13 protein-coding genes are annotated in these 16,046 nt (G+C 64.5%); 10 read left to right on the top strand and 3 right to left on the bottom strand.

Translation table 11 applies throughout. The features are described from left to right. Window positions 1-30 precede the first annotated feature (30 nt). The 6 genes from V6584_RS05840 (at window position 31) to V6584_RS05815 (ending at window position 9,340) form a co-directional block, all read left to right on the top strand. Window positions 31-789, top strand: coding sequence for a GNAT family N-acetyltransferase (locus tag V6584_RS05840; protein ID WP_340469544.1), 759 nt, complete (start codon window positions 31-33; stop codon window positions 787-789). Window positions 790-791: 2 nt separating this feature from the next. Beyond that, complete coding sequence (locus tag V6584_RS05835) at window positions 792-2,093, top strand: MFS transporter (protein WP_340469543.1); 1,302 nt, start codon at window positions 792-794, stop codon at window positions 2,091-2,093. A gap of 261 nt (window positions 2,094-2,354) precedes the next feature. Further along, a complete protein-coding gene (locus V6584_RS05830) occupies window positions 2,355-4,241 on the top strand; it encodes a ribonuclease J (protein WP_340469542.1) in 1,887 nt (628 codons plus the stop codon). A 205-nt stretch (window positions 4,242-4,446) separates the two neighbouring features. Continuing rightward, entirely contained in the window at window positions 4,447-7,062 is a 2,616-nt protein-coding gene (pepN, locus tag V6584_RS05825; RefSeq protein ID WP_340469540.1) for an aminopeptidase N, read from the top strand. A 156-nt stretch (window positions 7,063-7,218) separates the two neighbouring features. After that, window positions 7,219-8,595, top strand: coding sequence for a phosphoglucosamine mutase (glmM, locus tag V6584_RS05820; protein WP_340469539.1), 1,377 nt, complete (start codon window positions 7,219-7,221; stop codon window positions 8,593-8,595). Window positions 8,596-8,686: 91 nt separating this feature from the next. Next, window positions 8,687-9,340 carry a peptide deformylase gene (locus V6584_RS05815; protein ID WP_340469538.1) on the top strand — a complete coding sequence of 218 codons (654 nt, stop codon included), beginning with the start codon at window positions 8,687-8,689 and terminating at the stop codon, window positions 9,338-9,340. Here V6584_RS05815 and V6584_RS05810 read toward each other — a convergent pair. After that, window positions 9,330-9,998 (bottom strand): SOS response-associated peptidase, encoded by a 669-nt coding sequence (locus V6584_RS05810; RefSeq protein WP_340469537.1) that lies wholly within the window; start codon window positions 9,996-9,998, stop codon window positions 9,330-9,332. The two genes, V6584_RS05815 and V6584_RS05810, sit on opposite strands and share 11 nt — an antisense overlap. A 388-nt stretch (window positions 9,999-10,386) precedes the next feature. Here V6584_RS05810 and V6584_RS05805 point away from each other — a divergent pair, with 388 nt between their 5' ends. After that, complete coding sequence (locus V6584_RS05805) at window positions 10,387-11,505, top strand: zinc-binding dehydrogenase (RefSeq protein ID WP_340469536.1); 1,119 nt, start codon at window positions 10,387-10,389, stop codon at window positions 11,503-11,505. A gap of 313 nt (window positions 11,506-11,818) precedes the next feature. Here V6584_RS05805 and V6584_RS05800 read toward each other — a convergent pair whose 3' ends face one another. Then, window positions 11,819-12,583 carry a DUF4391 domain-containing protein gene (locus tag V6584_RS05800; protein ID WP_340469535.1) on the bottom strand — a complete coding sequence of 255 codons (765 nt, stop codon included), beginning with the start codon at window positions 12,581-12,583 and terminating at the stop codon, window positions 11,819-11,821. A 224-nt stretch (window positions 12,584-12,807) separates the two neighbouring features. Between V6584_RS05800 and V6584_RS05795 the strand changes: the two genes are divergently transcribed. From V6584_RS05795 to V6584_RS05785, 3 genes are all read left to right on the top strand, one after another. Then, window positions 12,808-13,833, top strand: a complete 1,026-nt coding sequence (locus V6584_RS05795) for an alpha/beta hydrolase (protein WP_340469534.1) — start codon at window positions 12,808-12,810, stop codon at window positions 13,831-13,833. A gap of 102 nt (window positions 13,834-13,935) precedes the next feature. Further along, entirely contained in the window at window positions 13,936-14,139 is a 204-nt protein-coding gene (locus V6584_RS05790; RefSeq protein WP_340469533.1) for a hypothetical protein, read from the top strand. Between the two features lie 358 nt (window positions 14,140-14,497). Beyond that, entirely contained in the window at window positions 14,498-15,121 is a 624-nt protein-coding gene (locus V6584_RS05785; RefSeq protein ID WP_340486258.1) for an endonuclease III domain-containing protein, read from the top strand. Between the two features lie 73 nt (window positions 15,122-15,194). Here the strand turns inward: V6584_RS05785 and V6584_RS05780 are convergent, their stop codons facing one another. Next, window positions 15,195-15,980, bottom strand: coding sequence for an acetoin reductase (locus V6584_RS05780; protein ID WP_340469531.1), 786 nt, complete (start codon window positions 15,978-15,980; stop codon window positions 15,195-15,197). Window positions 15,981-16,046: the final 66 nt, after the last annotated feature.

Raw genomic sequence — 16,046 nt, 5'->3', positions numbered from 1 at the left:
TGCCCTGGCCCGGGGATAGGTGTGGGAAAGATGACGGACCTGGATTCCGGAAGGACCGCGAAGGCCGACAGGAGGGTGGCGGTGCGCCCCCTGGTGTGGGATGACGTGGACAGCCTTGTCGGTGAATTCGACCGGACATGGAAGGTCGACGAGCCTGAGGGGGGCGAGGTCTCCCGGCTGAGCGCCGCCCACTTCATCCTCCAGTACCTGACTGAGACGACCAGGGGGGCGGTCGCCACACTTGACGGCCGTTTCATGGGCGTCACCCTCCTGGGCGTGAAGGGGGACCCGGTCCTCTTCGACCGGGCCGCCGACCTCCTGCCCCAGGTGGACCGGCAGCTTGGGCGGACCGGGCTTGGCACCAGGTTCCTGGCCGATGCCGTCGCCTGGCGTGACACGGAGGTGGCACTGGAGGGCCAGGTCGGCCTGGACGGTCCGGAGGGCGCCGAACTCAAGCTCTTCCTGGTGGCCAAGGAAGCCCGGGGACATGGGGTGGGCAGGACCCTCTGGTCCGACCTTCTGGATTATCTGGCCGGCCACCGCGTGGAACGTTTCTATCTCCATACCGATTCCTCCTGCGATGTGGGTTACTACGACCATCAGGGGATGGAACGCCTGGCGGAGCTGAAGAGCGGTGACTACCCCGATTTCGCCAGGCGGATGGGGGCTGCTGCCGGCAAGGAAGCGGCCGGCGGCAATCTGCGCCCCGAGGGCGACTTCTATGAGGGCGTCGATGACATCTTCATCTACGCCGGTTCCGTACGCGACCAGATCAGGCGGGGGAGATGACCATGGAGGCAGAGCGATCGCCCTTCGTCAGACTCTTCACCTATCCGGGCGCCAGGGGCTTCTGCCTGGCGGCCGTGCTGGCCCGCGTCCCCCTGGGGATGATGGGACTGGGCATCGTCCTGGCCCTTAACAACATCTATGACGAATGGACCTCGGCCGGCATGATGAGCGCCGTCTACACCCTTTCGGCGGCGGTGGTGACCCCTGTCTACGCCCGCCTCTTCGACAGGTTCGGCCAGCGCCGGGTCGGTCTGGCGGCCCTCCTCGTCCAGGCGGCCGCCATCCTCACCTTCGCCTTCGGAGCCATGAACAGGGTGCCCTTGGGATTCCTCTTCCTGCTGGCCGCCCTGATGGGCCTGACCCAGTTCGCCTTCGGAGCCCTGGTCCGCACCCGCTGGGCCTGGGTCCTGCGTGACGACAGGACCAACCTGCTCAACACGGCATACGCCCTGGAATCGGGCCTGGATGAGTGCGTCTTCATCCTGGGCCCGATCCTCTCGGCCTACCTGGCCACCTCGGTCAACCCGGTCGCCCAGCTCTTCGTTCCTGCCGCGGCCCTTCTGGCAGGCGGCCTGGCCTTCTTCTCCATGCGTTCCACGGAACCCCCGGCCATCGTCAAGGTGGTCCCTGGCCAGATTGACGAGGGGGCCGAATCCCCGGTCGACGGGTCGGGGGCGGTCCTGCCGGGCAGGGGTGACAGGCTTGGAGGAGCCCGCAGCGCCCTCCTCTACCCGGGAGTCGCCCTCCTGGTTGTGGTGTTCATCGTCTTCAACATGAGCTTCTCCGCGGTCGATGTCTCGGTGACGGCCCTGACCAAGTCCTTGGGGAGGGAGGGGGCCGTCGGCCTCCAGCTGGCCCTGTTCGCCCTGGGCTCCCTGTGCGGGGCCGTCATCTTCGGCTCGGTCAGGCTCAAGGGGTCCCGTTGGCGCTACCTGGTCCTCTTCCTCTGCCTGCTGACGACCGGGTACGTGGTCTTCCGCCTGGTCATGGACAACCTGGTCTACCTGGGTCTGGCGGAGGTGGTGACCGGGCTATGCGTCTCGCCCATCTTCGCGACCGGCAACCTGATCGTCCGTGAGAGCGTGGACTCCCGCACCCTGACCGAGGGTCTTTCCTGGCTGTCCACCGGCGGCTCCATCGGAACCTCCTTCGGCTCCACCCTGGCCGGTGTGGCCCTGGACCGCTTCGGCCCCCATGGCGGCATGACCATCCCCGCCATCGTGACCTTCTGCGCCATACCGCTGGCCCTGGCCGGCTGGGCTCTGAGCCGACGCAGACAGGCCGTGCCTGACCCGACCCCCTGAGATCGTGATGGGGCTGCGTCCCCGTATGAAGGTAGCGTGAGCCTTATGAGCATGTGCGGCCACAACCCCGGGGATGCCGGCCGTCCGGTGCCGGGCCGGGGCCTTGCGCCCAGGAGGGGGAGGGTGGCTCCGGTCCGGTTGGGCCGGCAATCAGGACCGATGTGACCTTTACAACCGTGGTGCCGTCCGCAGGAAGGGCGGGACCGGAATAACGTCGTCCCCGCAGAGGCGGGGGCACAGATAACAGAAATCCAAGTGGAAATGGCAAAGAAAACAGAAGAACAGACCAACAAGCGCAAATCCCAGCAGGCGGGCGACCGCAACCGCAGCCGTAACCGCAAGGGCGCCAAGGCGGCCAACGGTCGCGGCAACGGTTCCGGCAAGGACCGTTCCGCGACCCGCAGGCGCTCCTCAGGCGCCATTCAGCGCGGCAAGGGGACGCAGACCGAGGGCAGGCTGGTGGCGCCACCGAAGTACCGCAAGGGGTCCATGCGCATAGTCCCCCTGGGCGGTCTGGGTGAAATCGGCCGCAACATGAACGTGATCGAGTACAACGGTCACATTCTCCTGATTGACTGCGGCGTCCTCTTCCCCGAGGAGGAGCAGCCGGGCGTGGACCTGATCCTGCCCGATTTCAGCTACATCAAGGACAAGCTGGACCAGGTCGATGCCCTGGTCCTGACCCACGGGCATGAGGACCACATCGGCGGGGTGCCCTACCTGCTCAAACTGCGTCCGGACATCCCCCTGATCGGGTCCAAGCTGACCCTGGGCTTCGTGAACGCCAAGTGCGAGGAGCACCATCTCAAGCCCACCGAGGTCGAGGTCAACGGCCGCGACAAGCTCAAGGTCGGCCCCTTCAACCTGGAGTTCGTGGCCGTCACCCATTCCATCCCCGATGCCCTGGCCGTCTCCGTGCGCACCCCAGCCGGCCACATCATCGACACGGGCGACATGAAGATCGATCCGCTCCCGCTGGACCACCGGCTGACCGACCTGCGCGAGTTCGCCAGGCTGGGCGAATCAGGCGTGGACCTGCTCATGGCGGACTCCACCAACGCCGAGGTCCCCGGCTTCGTCAAGCCTGAGATCTCGATCGCCCCTGCCCTGGACAAGGCCTTCGCCGAAGCCCAGCGCAAGATCATCGTGGCCTCCTTCTCCAGCCATGTCCACCGCGTCCAGCAGGTGGTCGACGTGGCCCACAAGTACGGCCGCAAGGTGGTGTTCGCCGGCCGCTCCATGGTCCGCAACATGTCCATCGCGTCGGACCTGGGCTACCTCCACCTGCCCGAGAACACCATCGTCGACCTCAAGGACGCCCATGACATCCCCGACGAGAAGCTGGTCTACATGTGCACCGGTTCCCAGGGCGAGCCAATGGCGGCCCTGGGCAGGATCGCCGACGGCACCCACCGCGACATCACCGTCAACGAGTTCGACACGGTCATCCTGGCCAGCTCCCTGATCCCCGGCAACGAGCACGAGGTCTACAAGGTGATCAACAAGTTGGTCCGCATGGGGGCCAAGGTGGTCAACCGCGACAACGCGGCCATCCATGTGTCTGGCCACTCCGACGAGGGTGAACTCCTCCACTTCTACAACATCATCCAGCCCAAGTGCGCCATGCCCATCCACGGGGAGAACCGCCACCTGGTCGCCAACGGCCTGATCGCCGTCAAGACCGGCGTGGACCCCCAGAACGTGGTCCTGGCCGAGGACGGCGACGTGGTGGATCTCTACCACGGCCAGGCCGCCGTGGTGGGTTCCGTGCCCTGCGGGTATGTCTACGTCGACGGGGACTCCGTGGGCGAGCTGACCGACGACGAGTTGGAAGAGCGCCGCATCCTGGGCACGGAGGGCTTCGTCTCCGCCTTCGCCGTGGTGGACACCGAATCCGGCCAGGTGGTCTCCCAGCCCAAGTTCTATCTGAACGCCGTGGCCGAGGACGAGAGCGAGTTCAAGGCCATCAGCTCCCAGATCGTGGACCAGTTGGAGGAGGCCATGGCCCAGGGGACCACCGGCACCTACCAGCTCCAGCAGCTCATGCGCAGGACCCTGGGAGGTTGGATTTCGCGCAAGCTCCACCGCCGCCCGATGATCGTCCCGGTCGTGGCCGACATAGCCACCGACGTCCAGCCCAAGAGCTGAGGCCGGGCAGGGGCGAAAGGTGCATATGCGGGCCGGTCCGGATTCCTTTCCGGGCCGGCCCCCCTCCATGAAACGGGCCCCCTGCAGCCGGATGTCAGGCAGAGGTGCGGATAGACTTGTAATGATTGCGGCCATCCCCTCACACCCCGCAACCCCGGCAGGCGGGGAGGGCGCGAACAAGCATCTGTTTGAACGAAAGGAAACCATGCCAGGAGCGAATCTGACGCGAGTCGAGGCCGAGGAGAGGTCCATCGTCGTCTCCAATGTCAAGTACACCGTGGACCTCGATCTGACCAAGGGGCCCAAGACCTTCACCTCCGAGGCGGAGATCGCCTTCGATGCCAAACCGGGGGAGTCCACCTTCCTGGATCTGATCGCCGACGAGGTGAGCCTGATCGAGTTCAACGGGAGCCGGATCGACCCGTCAGAGGCCTATCAGGACAGCAGGATCATCCTGAAGGACCTGGCTGCCCGGAACACGGTCAAGGTGCGTGCCCTGTGCGTATACTCCCACACCGGTGAAGGCCTCCACCGCAGTGTCGATCCCGCCGACGGCCAGGTCTACCTTTACAGCCAGTTCGAGGTGCCGGACGCCCGTCGCGTCTATGCCGTCTTCGACCAGCCCGACCTCAAGGCCACCTTCGACTTCACCGTGACCGCCCCCGCCTCCTGGACGGTCCTGTCCAACATGCCGGCCGACCGTGTCCAGGACCTGGACGCCCAGACCGCGGAAGGGACGCTGGAGGGCGGCAGGAAGGAGACGGCCAAGCGCTGGACCTTCCAGACGACCCCGGTCATGAGCTCCTACCTGACCGCCTTCGCGGCCGGCCCCTATGCCGCCTGGACCACCGAGTACGCCAACGAGGACGGCAGGACCATACCCATGGGCCTGTACTGCCGCCAGTCCCTCAAGGAGGCCCTGGCCAAGGATGCCGACTACCTCTTCGACATCACCAAGAAGGGCTTCGCCTTCTACGCCAAGACCTGGGACGTCCCCTTCCCCTGGGCCAAGTACGATCAGATCTTCGTGCCCGAATACAACGCCGGGGCCATGGAGAACATAGGCCTGGTCACGATCCGTGACAGCTACATCTTCGAGTCGAAGGCCACCGGCGCCCAGATCAACCGGCGGGTGGAGACCGTCCTGCACGAGCTGGCCCACATGTGGTTCGGTGACCTGGTGACCATGAAGTGGTGGAACGACCTGTGGCTGAACGAATCGTTCGCGGAGTTCATGTCGACCCTGGCCACGGCCGAGGCCACGGAGTGGTCCGACGACTGGACCACCTTCTGCATGGGGGAGAAGGGCTGGGCCCTGAATGAGGACCAGCTTCCCACCACCCACCCGGTTGTGGCGCCCATAAACGACCTGCACGACACGGAGGTCAACTTCGACGGAATCACCTACGCAAAGGGAGGATCCGTCCTCAAGCAGCTGGTCGCCTACGTGGGCCGTGACCGCTTCTTCCAGGGCATACACAACTACCTGGTGGCCCATTCCTTCTCCAACGCCACTCTGGCCGACCTCCTGAGAGAGCTGGAGAAGACCAGCGGGCGTGACCTGAGACAGTGGTCCAGGCTCTGGTTGGAGGAGTCGGGCATGAACACCCTGACCAGCCAGGTGTCCACAGACGACCAGGGGGTCATCACATCGATGACCATCGGGCAGTCCGCTCCGGAGGATCACCCGGTCCTCCGCCCCCACCGTCTGGCCGTGGGCTTCTACGACCTGAATGACCAGGGCCAGGTGGTCCGAACCAATCGTTTCGAGCTGGATGTGGACGGGGAGCAGACCGAGGTGGCAGCTGTGAAGGGGCTGAAGCGCCCTGGTCTCATCCTGGTCAACGATGATGACCTGACCTATGCCAAGCTCCGTCTCGACCCGGTTTCCCTCGCGTTTGTCGAGGACCACCTCTACCAGGTCGAAGACTCCCTGACCAGGGCCCTGCTCAGCCTCAACCTCTGGGACATGACCCGTGACGGCGACTACCCGGCCGAGCGTTTCATCAGCGTGTCCCTGAAGGCACTCTCCACCGAGCATCAGTCCACCAGCTTCCGCTATATCATCGCCTCCATCGGCAAAGCCTCCCGGGACTACGTGGCGGGACGCCGTCGCCGGCCGGTCCGCCAGCTGGTGGCATCCAGCCTATGGGATCTGGCCCGTAAGGCCGAGCCCGGTTCGGATGAGCAGTTCCAGCTGGTCAACGCCTACCTCTCCTATGGGGAGGACGCGGACTTCGAGGACAATGCCCGGGGTCTGCTCAGCGGGAACCTGAGCCTGGACGGGTTCGTGGTCGACAACAACGCCCGCTGGGGGATCATCACCGCCCTGGCCTCCCATGACCTCCTGGACGACGGGGAGATCGACCGGGAGCTGGCAGCCCGCGACACCATCGTGAACCGGGAGTTCGCCGCAGGCGCCTCTGCCAGCCTCCCCACACAGAAGGCCAAGGCCTGGGCCTGGGACGAGGCCCTGCACGACGAGGGGCTGACCAATTCCCAGATGCAGGCCGTGGCCAACGGGTTCTCCCTGTCCGGAGACGCGGACCTCTTCGCCCCCTATGTGTCGAAGTTCTACCAGAGTGTGGATTGGATCTGGGAGCACAAGACCTTCCACATGGCCGAGACCCTGATCAACCCCCTGTCGACCGGGGGCCTCTACCCCTACCTGGCCGACCCCGTGGCCCTGGCCAAGGGGGGAGACGAGTGGCTGGAGTCCCATGGTGAAGCCGACAAGGCCCTGCGCGGGATGATCATCCAGAACGTGGAGGACTCCCGCCGGACCCTCAAGGTCCGGGCCTACAACGAACGCCTGAACTGAGGGCCGCAACGGGAGCCCGGGCGGGCAGGGTCCATGCGGCCCCGCCCCACCGGGCTCCCGTCTTGTCCGGGCCTTCTTCCGGGCGGACTGCGGGTATCATTGGTTTCATTGACACAGGTGGGTTGTACAGGCCTTCCAATTGGATTGAGGAGCGGAATGCCAAGACTATTCGGTACCGATGGTGTGCGTGGGTTGGCCAACAGGGATCTGACCGCCCGGCTGGCCCTGGATCTGGGCGATGCGGCCGTGCGCGTGCTCGGGCAGGGATCCCAGGGTGACAAGGGTCGCAGGAGGGCCCTGGTCGGTCGCGACACCAGGGTTTCCGGCGACTTCCTCGCCTCGGCCCTGGCCGCCGGCATGAGCGCGGGCGGATTCGACGTGATCGATGCAGGCATCATCCCCACCCCCGGCATCGCCTACCTGACCGGGGTCCTCAACGTGGAGATGGGGGCGGTGATCTCCGCCTCCCACAACCCCATGCCAGACAACGGAATCAAGTTCTTCGCCAGGGGCGGCTTCAAGCTCCAGGACAGCAAGGAGGACGAGATCGAGAACGTCCTCGGGCAGGACTGGGACCGGCCAACCGGTGACGGCGTGGGCCGGATCTCCCAGGATTCCGCCACTGCCACCAACATGTACATAGACCACCTGGTCGAGGCCGTGGCCCCTGTGGCTCCCGACAAGACCCAACCCATGCCCCTCAAGGGCCTGAAGATCGTGGCCGACTGCGCCAACGGGGCCACCTCCGTTGTGGCTCCCGAGGCCCTGCGGAGGGCCGGGGCCGACGTGGTGGTCATCAATGCATCGCCTGACGGTTACAACATCAACAAGAAAGCCGGATCCACGCACCCGGAACAGCTTCAGGCCATGGTCAGGGCCACCGATGCGGTCATGGGGGTGGCCTTCGACGGGGACGCCGACCGCTGCCTGGCCGTGGATGAAGAGGGCAACATGGTCAACGGGGACCAGATCATGGGCATCCTGGCCCGGGCCAAGCAGCGAGAAGGCAAACTGGCCAACGACACACTGGTTGTCACCGTCATGAGCAACCTGGGCTTGAAACTGGCCCTGAGGGAGATGGGCATAGCCACGGTCCAGACCGCCGTGGGCGACCGGTACGTCCTGGAGGAGATGCTGCGAGGGGGCTACACCCTAGGCGGGGAGCAGTCCGGGCACGTGATCAATCGTGAGTTCGCCACCACCGGCGACGGGACCCTGACCGCCCTCACCCTGTCCAAGGAGGTGGTCCGTTCGGGCAAGAGCCTCAAGGAGCTGGCGGCGGACTTCCCCCAGCTGCCGCAGCAGTTGATCAACGTCCCCCACGTGGACAAGGCAGCAGCCAGGACCAACGCCAAGATCCAGGCCGCGGTGGAACGGGAGGAGGCCGCCCTTGGAGACACGGGCAGGGTCCTCCTGCGGCCCTCCGGAACGGAACCCCTGGTCAGGGTGATGGTCGAGGCCGCAACCCAGGAGGAGGCAGACCAGGTCTGCCGCCGCCTGGCCCAGGTGGTTGCGGACGAGTTGTCCATCTGATTTCGACGGTGCCCGGCCGACCCCCGGCCGCCTTGTACCGGCGGCTGATCAATCAGGCCCCTCGGGGCCACGGAGAATTCAGGAGTGTGCGATGTTTGCAAGCAAGGACAAGGTCGATGTGGAGCTGAGCCGGGAGATCGACCGGATGCTGTCCGAGGTGGGAGGGGACGGCATCCTCCCCATCGTCCAGATGGGTGAGCCCGTCCTGCGCCAGCCGGCGGCCGACTACAAGGGACAGCTGTCCAAGAAGACCCTCAACCGCTTGGTCGAGTGCATGCACCGGACCATGCTGGATGCCCCGGGGGTGGGGCTGGCGGCCCCGCAGATCGGCCTGGGCCTGCGCCTGGCCGTCATCGAGGACCATATCAGGGACGATGAGGACGACCCCCGTGAGATAGCCGAGCTTCCCTTTAGGGCCATCATCAACCCTTCCTATGAACCCGTGAGCCAGACCCAGGCCTCCTTCTATGAGGGCTGCCTCTCCTTCGAGGGGTATCAGGCGGTCCGCAGGCGTTGGCTGGACATCAAGGCAACCTGGCAGGACGTCTCCGGCAAGCGGCACGAGGAGGTCATGCACGGCTGGCCTGCACGCATCTTCCAGCATGAGACGGACCACCTGTCGGGGGAGGTCTACATCGACAAGGCCGAAATCCGCAGCCTGTCCTCCGACGAGAACCTGAGCGAGTACTGGGCCTTCGACCCGGTCCCGACGGAAGCCTCTCAGGAGCTGGGCTTCAGTATCTGAGTGCGATCGGTTCGATCAGATCGGGGCCGTCGCCCTTGACAGGGGCCACCTGGCGCATGGACAGGCGGGTTGACAAGCGGGCCCCCGCGCCGGCGGCCCGGGGGAGGATCGTCCCGCCGTCCACTTGAGGGTCCAACCAATCGTCGCAGAGGTCGTCATCCAAAAGGACCGGCATCCGGTCATGCACCCGGGCGGCGCCTCCTTCGGCCCGGGTGGTCAGTATGGTCGCCGTCAGTTTCCAGGCTGACCCCTCATCGGCCCTCCACCAGCTGTATAGTCCGGCCAGGAGGAGGGGGCCGCCCTCGGGTGATGAGAAGTAAAAAGGTCTGTGATCCCCATCCCACTCGTAGTAGCCGGTGGCCGGGATGATGGCCCGGTGGGACCGGGCCGCCTCTGAGTAAGTCCGTTTGTCTGTAGCCGTTTCCACACGGGCGTTGTGGGTCGGATAGTCCATGCGGTCGGTCGGCGACCAGGTGGGTACCAGGTTCCATGTGGCCGGGTTCAAGTGGCGGACCCCTCTCGCATCTTGGGCGATGATGGCGATCTGGCTGCCTGGGGATATGTTCCAGGAGGCGGCCGGAAGCCCCTGGGCAGGCCGGGCGTGGAACCTGGCTGCCAACTGGCTGTAATCAAGGGCTGCGGCGAATCTTCCACACATGGCGACGATTCTATCTCCAGGGGACGAGGGCGGGGTCTGAACGGCCGGGCGTGCGGGTCGGGACCCCGTATCCAGCGGGATGCAGCAGGCGGCAGGCGGGGAGGGGAGGCAGGAATCTTTGTACGTTCGTGTGACCATCCTTGCATTTGCCTAACATTTCCTGTTCATTGATGATTGCGAAACGCTGAGCTTGCTAACAAATCGGTTTCATTGCCCCTCCCGGCTTTTCGGGCCGCTTATACTGACTCTCGTGAGGGGCTGCAGCGCAGGGGCCGGCGGTTTCACCGATCACCTGGGCGCAGCCCACCGGATGTTGCAGATATTGTTCATCCGACGGTTGTTCGCGTGTGCGTGCAAAGACGACGCGACTGTATGAAGGAGACTGCGCATGCCTCAGAAAATCAAGGCCTCGGTGGCTTATGGAATAGGCAAGGGCTTCGCCCAGCCTGAGGAGATCGTCATCGACGACCCCATCGGTGCGGAGGTCCTTGTCGACGTCCAGGCTTCCGGCCTGTGCCATTCAGACCTCCATCTGGTTGAGGATGACGATAAGTTCTTCCCCTTCCCGGCTGTCATAGGCCATGAGGTGGCCGGCATAGTAGAGGCCGTGGGGCCCGAGGTGTCGGGGATCAAGGTGGGTGACCACGTGGTGGCCTCCCTGGAGCAGGTCTGCGGGCATTGCGCCAACTGCCTTAAGGGGCAGCCGCAATCCTGCACGCAGCAGCAGGAGTGCGTGCGTGCCCCGGGACAGAAGCCCCGCCTCTCCTTCCCTGATGGCCGTCCCATCACCCAGGCCTTCGGCACCGGCGGTTTCGCCGAGAAGGCGCTGATCCATGAGAACCAGCTGGCCGTCGTCAACAATCAGGTGGACTGGTCCGAGGCGGCCTGCATCGGCTGCGCCACCATCACCGGAGCCGGGGCTGTCATCAACACGGCCCATGTGCGTCCCGGCGACACCGTAGCGGTCATCGGCACCGGCGGCATCGGTCTGAACATCATCTCCGGGGCAAGGATCTGCGGGGCCAAGAGGATCATCGCCATCGATGTGTTCGACAGCAAGCTTGAGTTTGCGAAGAAGTTCGGCGCCACTGATGTGATCAACTCCAAGAACGAGGATCCGGTCGCCAAGGTCAGGCAGTTGACCGACGGGGGAGTGGACCAGGCCTTCGAGGCCATCGGGCTGACCTCGACCATGAAGCAGGCCTGGGACATGCTGGGCGTGGGCGGCACCGCCTACTGCATCGGACTGGCCAAGCCGGATGCCACGGTCAGCCTCGAGATCAATCCGGCCGACCTCCTCGTCCATCAGCGTGCCTTCAAGGGGGTCTGGATGGGGTCGACCAACATCAAGCATGACATCCCCATGTATGCGGACTTCGCCGTGGACGGCAGGCTGAACATGCATGACATCGTCAGCCAGCACATCAAGCTGAGCCAGATCAACGAGGCCTATCAGCAGCTGATCAGGGGCGAGGTCATCCGCTCCGTCATCACCGAATTCGACTGATCCACGACCTGACGGCCGATAGCCGGATTCAGGGCCGGCCCCCGAACGGGGCCGGCCCTTTCATGTCCAGCCCAGAATCGAAGCCGCAGGACCTGTCGTCCTCAGAAAGGCGTTCGCGGCCCCGTCCTGCCCTCACCGAGCCGTCTGCCGTCTGCCGTCTGCCGTCTGCTGTCTGGCCATCTGCTGTCTGCCGTCTGCTATCTGCTGTCTGGCCATCTGCTGTCTGCCGTCTGCTTTTGCCACCCCGTGCGGCATCCCTGCCTGACGCCCTGGGGTACGCCACCTCCTGCCTCCTTGTGAACGTCGGCCAGGGTCATTCGGCCTGCCCCCCGAGACCCTCCAGCTCTGTTCTCACCTTGTGGAGTTTGGCGTATATCTCGTTCCGTTGAGCGGTGGATCTGGCCCTGGCATGGTCCCCCGCCAGCTTGCGCTCCTGGGCTTGCAGGTCGGCTATGTGGTCGCGGTTGGCCACGCGGGCGTCAAGGTCCTCCGGGTCATCGCTGCCAAGGATCACCTGGGCGTTCAGACTCTCCCACAGTCCGTCCATGTCGTTGCCGGACATGGTCAGCCTGGTCTTGTCGGAGGGGGACCAGGGGCTGGAATACATGGCATGACGGGCCTCGTGCCCCACCTTGGTGGGCAGGGGCCGTCTGACGACCAGGCAGCAGGTTCCCCCGGCCGTACCGTCACCGGTTGTCCCGTCGGGAGCCACCTCGGCCTGGGGGTCACCGGCCAGGGCGGCCTGGCGGACGCAGACGAAGAGGATTCCGGGCGGACGGAGCATGGCCATGTGCTCCAAGGCATCCATGGGCAGACTCCCGGTCTTCAGCTGGACCCCGAGGACCAGGACTTCCTTTATCTTCTTGCCCTCATCCAAACCTGTGGTGGAGGGTCGGAGGAGGGAGAGCATGGTCACGGACTCGATTCCGTTGATGAAGTGCTGCTTGAGTCTGGTGGACACCGGCGGCCGGGTATAGAAGGCCGCCAGGGGCAGGAGGCTCTTGTCGGCAGGTATGGCGGATCCCACAGGCAGGTCCAAGGTCGTGGCTGATACCCCCAGACAGCTCGCTATTGTCATCGTCGACCACCCATCCCTTCGTCGTGACCGCCTGCGGCGGTTTGTGTATTCCTACCATTGTAGGAGACCGGTCCTGTGTGCGTTCCGGCCATCCCAGGGCGTGGAGAGGCTGAGGGGGGTTCCTGTCATAGACTGGTAGTGGCTGAGCCGGCGAGATCTCCATGGTGGAGACCCAGGGCGGCACCGATGTGGGCGGCTCCCGGCAGACATATGAAGGCGGAAGCATGGATGACATGACAATGAGCGATGAGGAACGCAGGCTCTTCTCCCAGTGGACCGAGGTGGATGGGGACATCGGTCCGGAACCCACGGCGATCGAGCGGATGGCGGTCTCCTCCAGGGTGGGGACGGCCAGGTTGGACAACACCCGCCGCCCCTACTGGTCGGTGCCCGAGGGAATAGACTGCATCAACGACATACCCTATGTGGATGACGGGTCACGGCCCCACCTCCTAGACCTCTACCTGCCTCACGAGTCGGTCGTCCGAGCCGGCAGGACCACCCCGGTCTACATCGACATCCACGGGGGTGGTTTCGTCTATGGATACAAGGAGCTAAACCGGAACTTCTGCACCCACCTGGCCAAGGAAGGTTTCGCCGTGTTCTCGCTGAACTATGGCCTGGCGCCAAGGAAGGACTTCATGGACCAGCTCAGGGACGTGAATCTGGCCCTGGCCTGGATAAGGGACCATATGGGTGAGTACCCCGTGGACCCGGGGAAGGTCTTCCTCACCGGTGATTCGGCCGGGGGAACCCTGGGCCTGTACACACTTGCTGTCGAGTGTTCCCAAGACTTCGCCCAGGCCATCGGGATCGTACCCTCCGGACTGCACTTCACGGGTGGGGCCTTCATATCGGGCCTGTTCGATCTGACCGGTTACGTGGACCTGACCGAGGGTGACTTCGACAGGACCGGTTCCCCTGTGGATACGCTGGCCTTCATGTCCCCCTGGTTCTTCAGGTCCTTCGGTGCCACCGGGGCCAGGCGGTATGTCGATCTGGACAGGATGGCAGGCCAGGTGGATTTCCCGCCGCTCTTCCTGAACACCAGCAGCGACGACTTCATCCAGGACAACAGTCTGGCCCTGGCGCTCGCTCTGAGCAGGCAGGGTAAGGTCTTCGAGCTGCACGACGTGAGACCGGCGAAGGGGGTCTCTCTGGGGCATGTCTACCCGGTCTGCATGAGCTGGCTGGAGGAGAGCCAAGAGACCCTCGAACGGATCAGGCGCTTCTCCTACGACCTGATCTGACGGCAGTCGCCGCTGTGCGCGCCACCCGGATTGTCCCCAACCGTGGCGACCGCACTAGAATGGATGTGTCAACAAGGACCCTACGGAAACAGAGGTGTTGCTATGGATGAGAAGACCCTGGTAGACAGGTTGGGCAAGTTGGAGACCATCGATCAGCTGGTGGATCTGAGCAAGGAGTTGGGCAAGCCCCTGGATTACGACAAAGCGGACCGCCTCTTCGGCAGAATCAATCAGACCAAGAACGATGCCGCCGAACTCAGCGGCGATACGATAGAGAAAATCGCAAAGGAAACCTTCGGTATCTGACCGGTTGCGGTTAGATTCAGGCCTGGTCCGCAACCGGTCGGATTGGTCGGCTGTGAGCCAGGAATGACCGCTTCTGGAAAAGGGACTGTAAAAAGGGCAGGTTGAGTGTGGAACGGGTGTCGCAGCCCGTTCCCCGGCCTGCCCTTCCGTTCCTGCAGGGGAGGGACGGTCCTGTGGTCTGCGGTCAGAAGGCTGAAATACCGTGGAGCACCTGATTTCGACAGGGGGAAGTGTGGCAAGGGCCATGCCTGCAACGGGAGCCTCCGGGCGGACCGTGTCGAAGCCGACATCGAGGAGGTGGGGGGCCGTCTCGTCACCGGACCCGTCAGGGGTCCATCGGAAAGACCATGACCGCCGGATGGGGGCCCTTGAGCTCTTCGACCGACTTCTGGGCCGTTACGGAAGGCAGGATTGGTGGCCGGCCGAGAGCGACTTCGAAATGATGGTCGGGTCCATTCTGGTGCAGCACACCGCCTGGGGCAACGTGAGCCTTTCCCTTGACCGGCTCCGGGCCGAAGACCTGCTCAACCCCGGAGCCATGGCCGGCGTGGAGCCGGACCGTCTGCAGCATCTGATCCGCCACAGCGGCTTCATGAAGGCCAAGGCCCGGGCCCTGTTGGGTTTGTCTGCCTGGTTGGTGGGAAGGGGGACGGCCGGTGCCGATGTCGAGGCCAGCGACGACCCCGGTCTCAGGGACCAGCTGATCTCCCTGCCTGGCATAGGACCCGAAACAGCCGATGTCATCCGTCTGTACGCCTTCGACCAGAAGTGCTTCATCTGGGACACATACGCCCGCCGTCTTCTGGGGGAGCTTGGCTACGACCACCTGGGCGATTACGAACAGGCCCGCCGCCACGAGGAGGGGTTCATCGACCTGGATTCGTTCGGTCTTGATGATCTGTGTGAGTTCCACGGGCTGATCGTGGCGGCCGGCAAGGAGGCCGGCAGGCAGGGCGGTTGGGATTTCCTCCTGCATGAATAGGGGTAAAGCACCGCCCCCAGTGCCCTGCTTCATCGAGAAGGGGGCAATGGGGGCGGGGCCGGTGACTGACGGGTCAGCGGTACTGCATGCCGCCATCGACGATCAGGGTCTGTCCGGTCACGTAGTTGGCCCTGTCGCTGGCCAGGAATGAGACGGCGCCGGCCACGTCCGCGGGGGTCTCCAAACGGCCCAGGTCGATGCTGTCCTTCATGTCCTGAAGGTTCTGCCCCTTGGGTTTGCCGTTGAGCTTGCCCATCTCCTCATCGATGTAGCCCCACATGGGGGTGTCCACCACGCCGGGGGCGTAGGCGTTCACGGTGATTCCCCTTGGCGAGAGCTCCTGGGCTGCCGTCTGGGTGAGGCCCCTGATGGCGAACTTCGTGGCCGAGTAGGCGGCCAGGATCGGGAAGCCCTCGAAACCTGCGATTGACGATGCGGAGATGATGTGGCCGTGCTCCTTGCCCAGCTCCTGGAACTTGGCCGCTGCGGCCTGGATGCCGTAGACCACGCTGAAGATGTTGACCTTCGAAATCTGTTCGAGCTGGTCGGGGGTGATCTCGGTGAAGGGGACGATCTGGCAGATGCCGGCGTTGTTGACCATCACATCGAAGGAGCCCAGCCTGGATGCGGCCTCATCGACCAGGTTGAACACCTGGTCCCTGTCTGACACATCGGTGGGGTGGAAGAAGGACCGGCGGCCGATCTTCTCCACCTCGGCCACGGTCTGCTCGGCCGACTCCCTCTGGCCCTCCAGATCGGCAACGACGATGTCGAAGCCGTCCTGGGCCAGCTGGAGGGCTATACCCCTCCCGATTCCCCTGGCCGAACCGGTGACGACAGCTACCTTGTTATCGCTCATTTGTCTCTTCCTAACCTCGTTGGTTCCTGTCTATGGGGCCGGTCGCAACTTCGGGCCAGGCCACCG

The organism is Bifidobacterium favimelis (assembly GCF_037963085.1).
Classification (GTDB): domain Bacteria; phylum Actinomycetota; class Actinomycetes; order Actinomycetales; family Bifidobacteriaceae; genus Bombiscardovia; species Bombiscardovia favimelis.
The sequence above is the reverse complement of the archived record's forward strand: the minus strand, read 5'-3'. Positions and strand labels throughout refer to the sequence as shown.

What these genes read in the sequence shown, in the direction of transcription:
- V6584_RS05830 (WP_340469542.1), top strand. Translation starts at nt 2,355, where the DNA reads ATGGCAAAGAAAACAGAAGAACAGACCAACAAGCGCAAATCCCAGCAG.
- V6584_RS05800 (WP_340469535.1), bottom strand. Translation starts at nt 12,583, where the DNA reads ATGACAATAGCGAGCTGTCTGGGGGTATCAGCCACGACCTTGGACCTG.
- V6584_RS05840 (WP_340469544.1), top strand. Translation starts at nt 31, where the DNA reads ATGACGGACCTGGATTCCGGAAGGACCGCGAAGGCCGACAGGAGGGTG.
- V6584_RS05810 (WP_340469537.1), bottom strand. Translation starts at nt 9,998, where the DNA reads ATGTGTGGAAGATTCGCCGCAGCCCTTGATTACAGCCAGTTGGCAGCC.
- V6584_RS05790 (WP_340469533.1), top strand. Translation starts at nt 13,936, where the DNA reads ATGGATGAGAAGACCCTGGTAGACAGGTTGGGCAAGTTGGAGACCATC.
- V6584_RS05835 (WP_340469543.1), top strand. Translation starts at nt 792, where the DNA reads ATGGAGGCAGAGCGATCGCCCTTCGTCAGACTCTTCACCTATCCGGGC.
- pepN (WP_340469540.1), top strand. Translation starts at nt 4,447, where the DNA reads ATGCCAGGAGCGAATCTGACGCGAGTCGAGGCCGAGGAGAGGTCCATC.
- V6584_RS05795 (WP_340469534.1), top strand. Translation starts at nt 12,808, where the DNA reads ATGGATGACATGACAATGAGCGATGAGGAACGCAGGCTCTTCTCCCAG.
- glmM (WP_340469539.1), top strand. Translation starts at nt 7,219, where the DNA reads ATGCCAAGACTATTCGGTACCGATGGTGTGCGTGGGTTGGCCAACAGG.
- V6584_RS05785 (WP_340486258.1), top strand. Translation starts at nt 14,498, where the DNA reads ATGGGGGCCCTTGAGCTCTTCGACCGACTTCTGGGCCGTTACGGAAGG.
- V6584_RS05780 (WP_340469531.1), bottom strand. Translation starts at nt 15,980, where the DNA reads ATGAGCGATAACAAGGTAGCTGTCGTCACCGGTTCGGCCAGGGGAATC.
- V6584_RS05805 (WP_340469536.1), top strand. Translation starts at nt 10,387, where the DNA reads ATGCCTCAGAAAATCAAGGCCTCGGTGGCTTATGGAATAGGCAAGGGC.
- V6584_RS05815 (WP_340469538.1), top strand. Translation starts at nt 8,687, where the DNA reads ATGTTTGCAAGCAAGGACAAGGTCGATGTGGAGCTGAGCCGGGAGATC.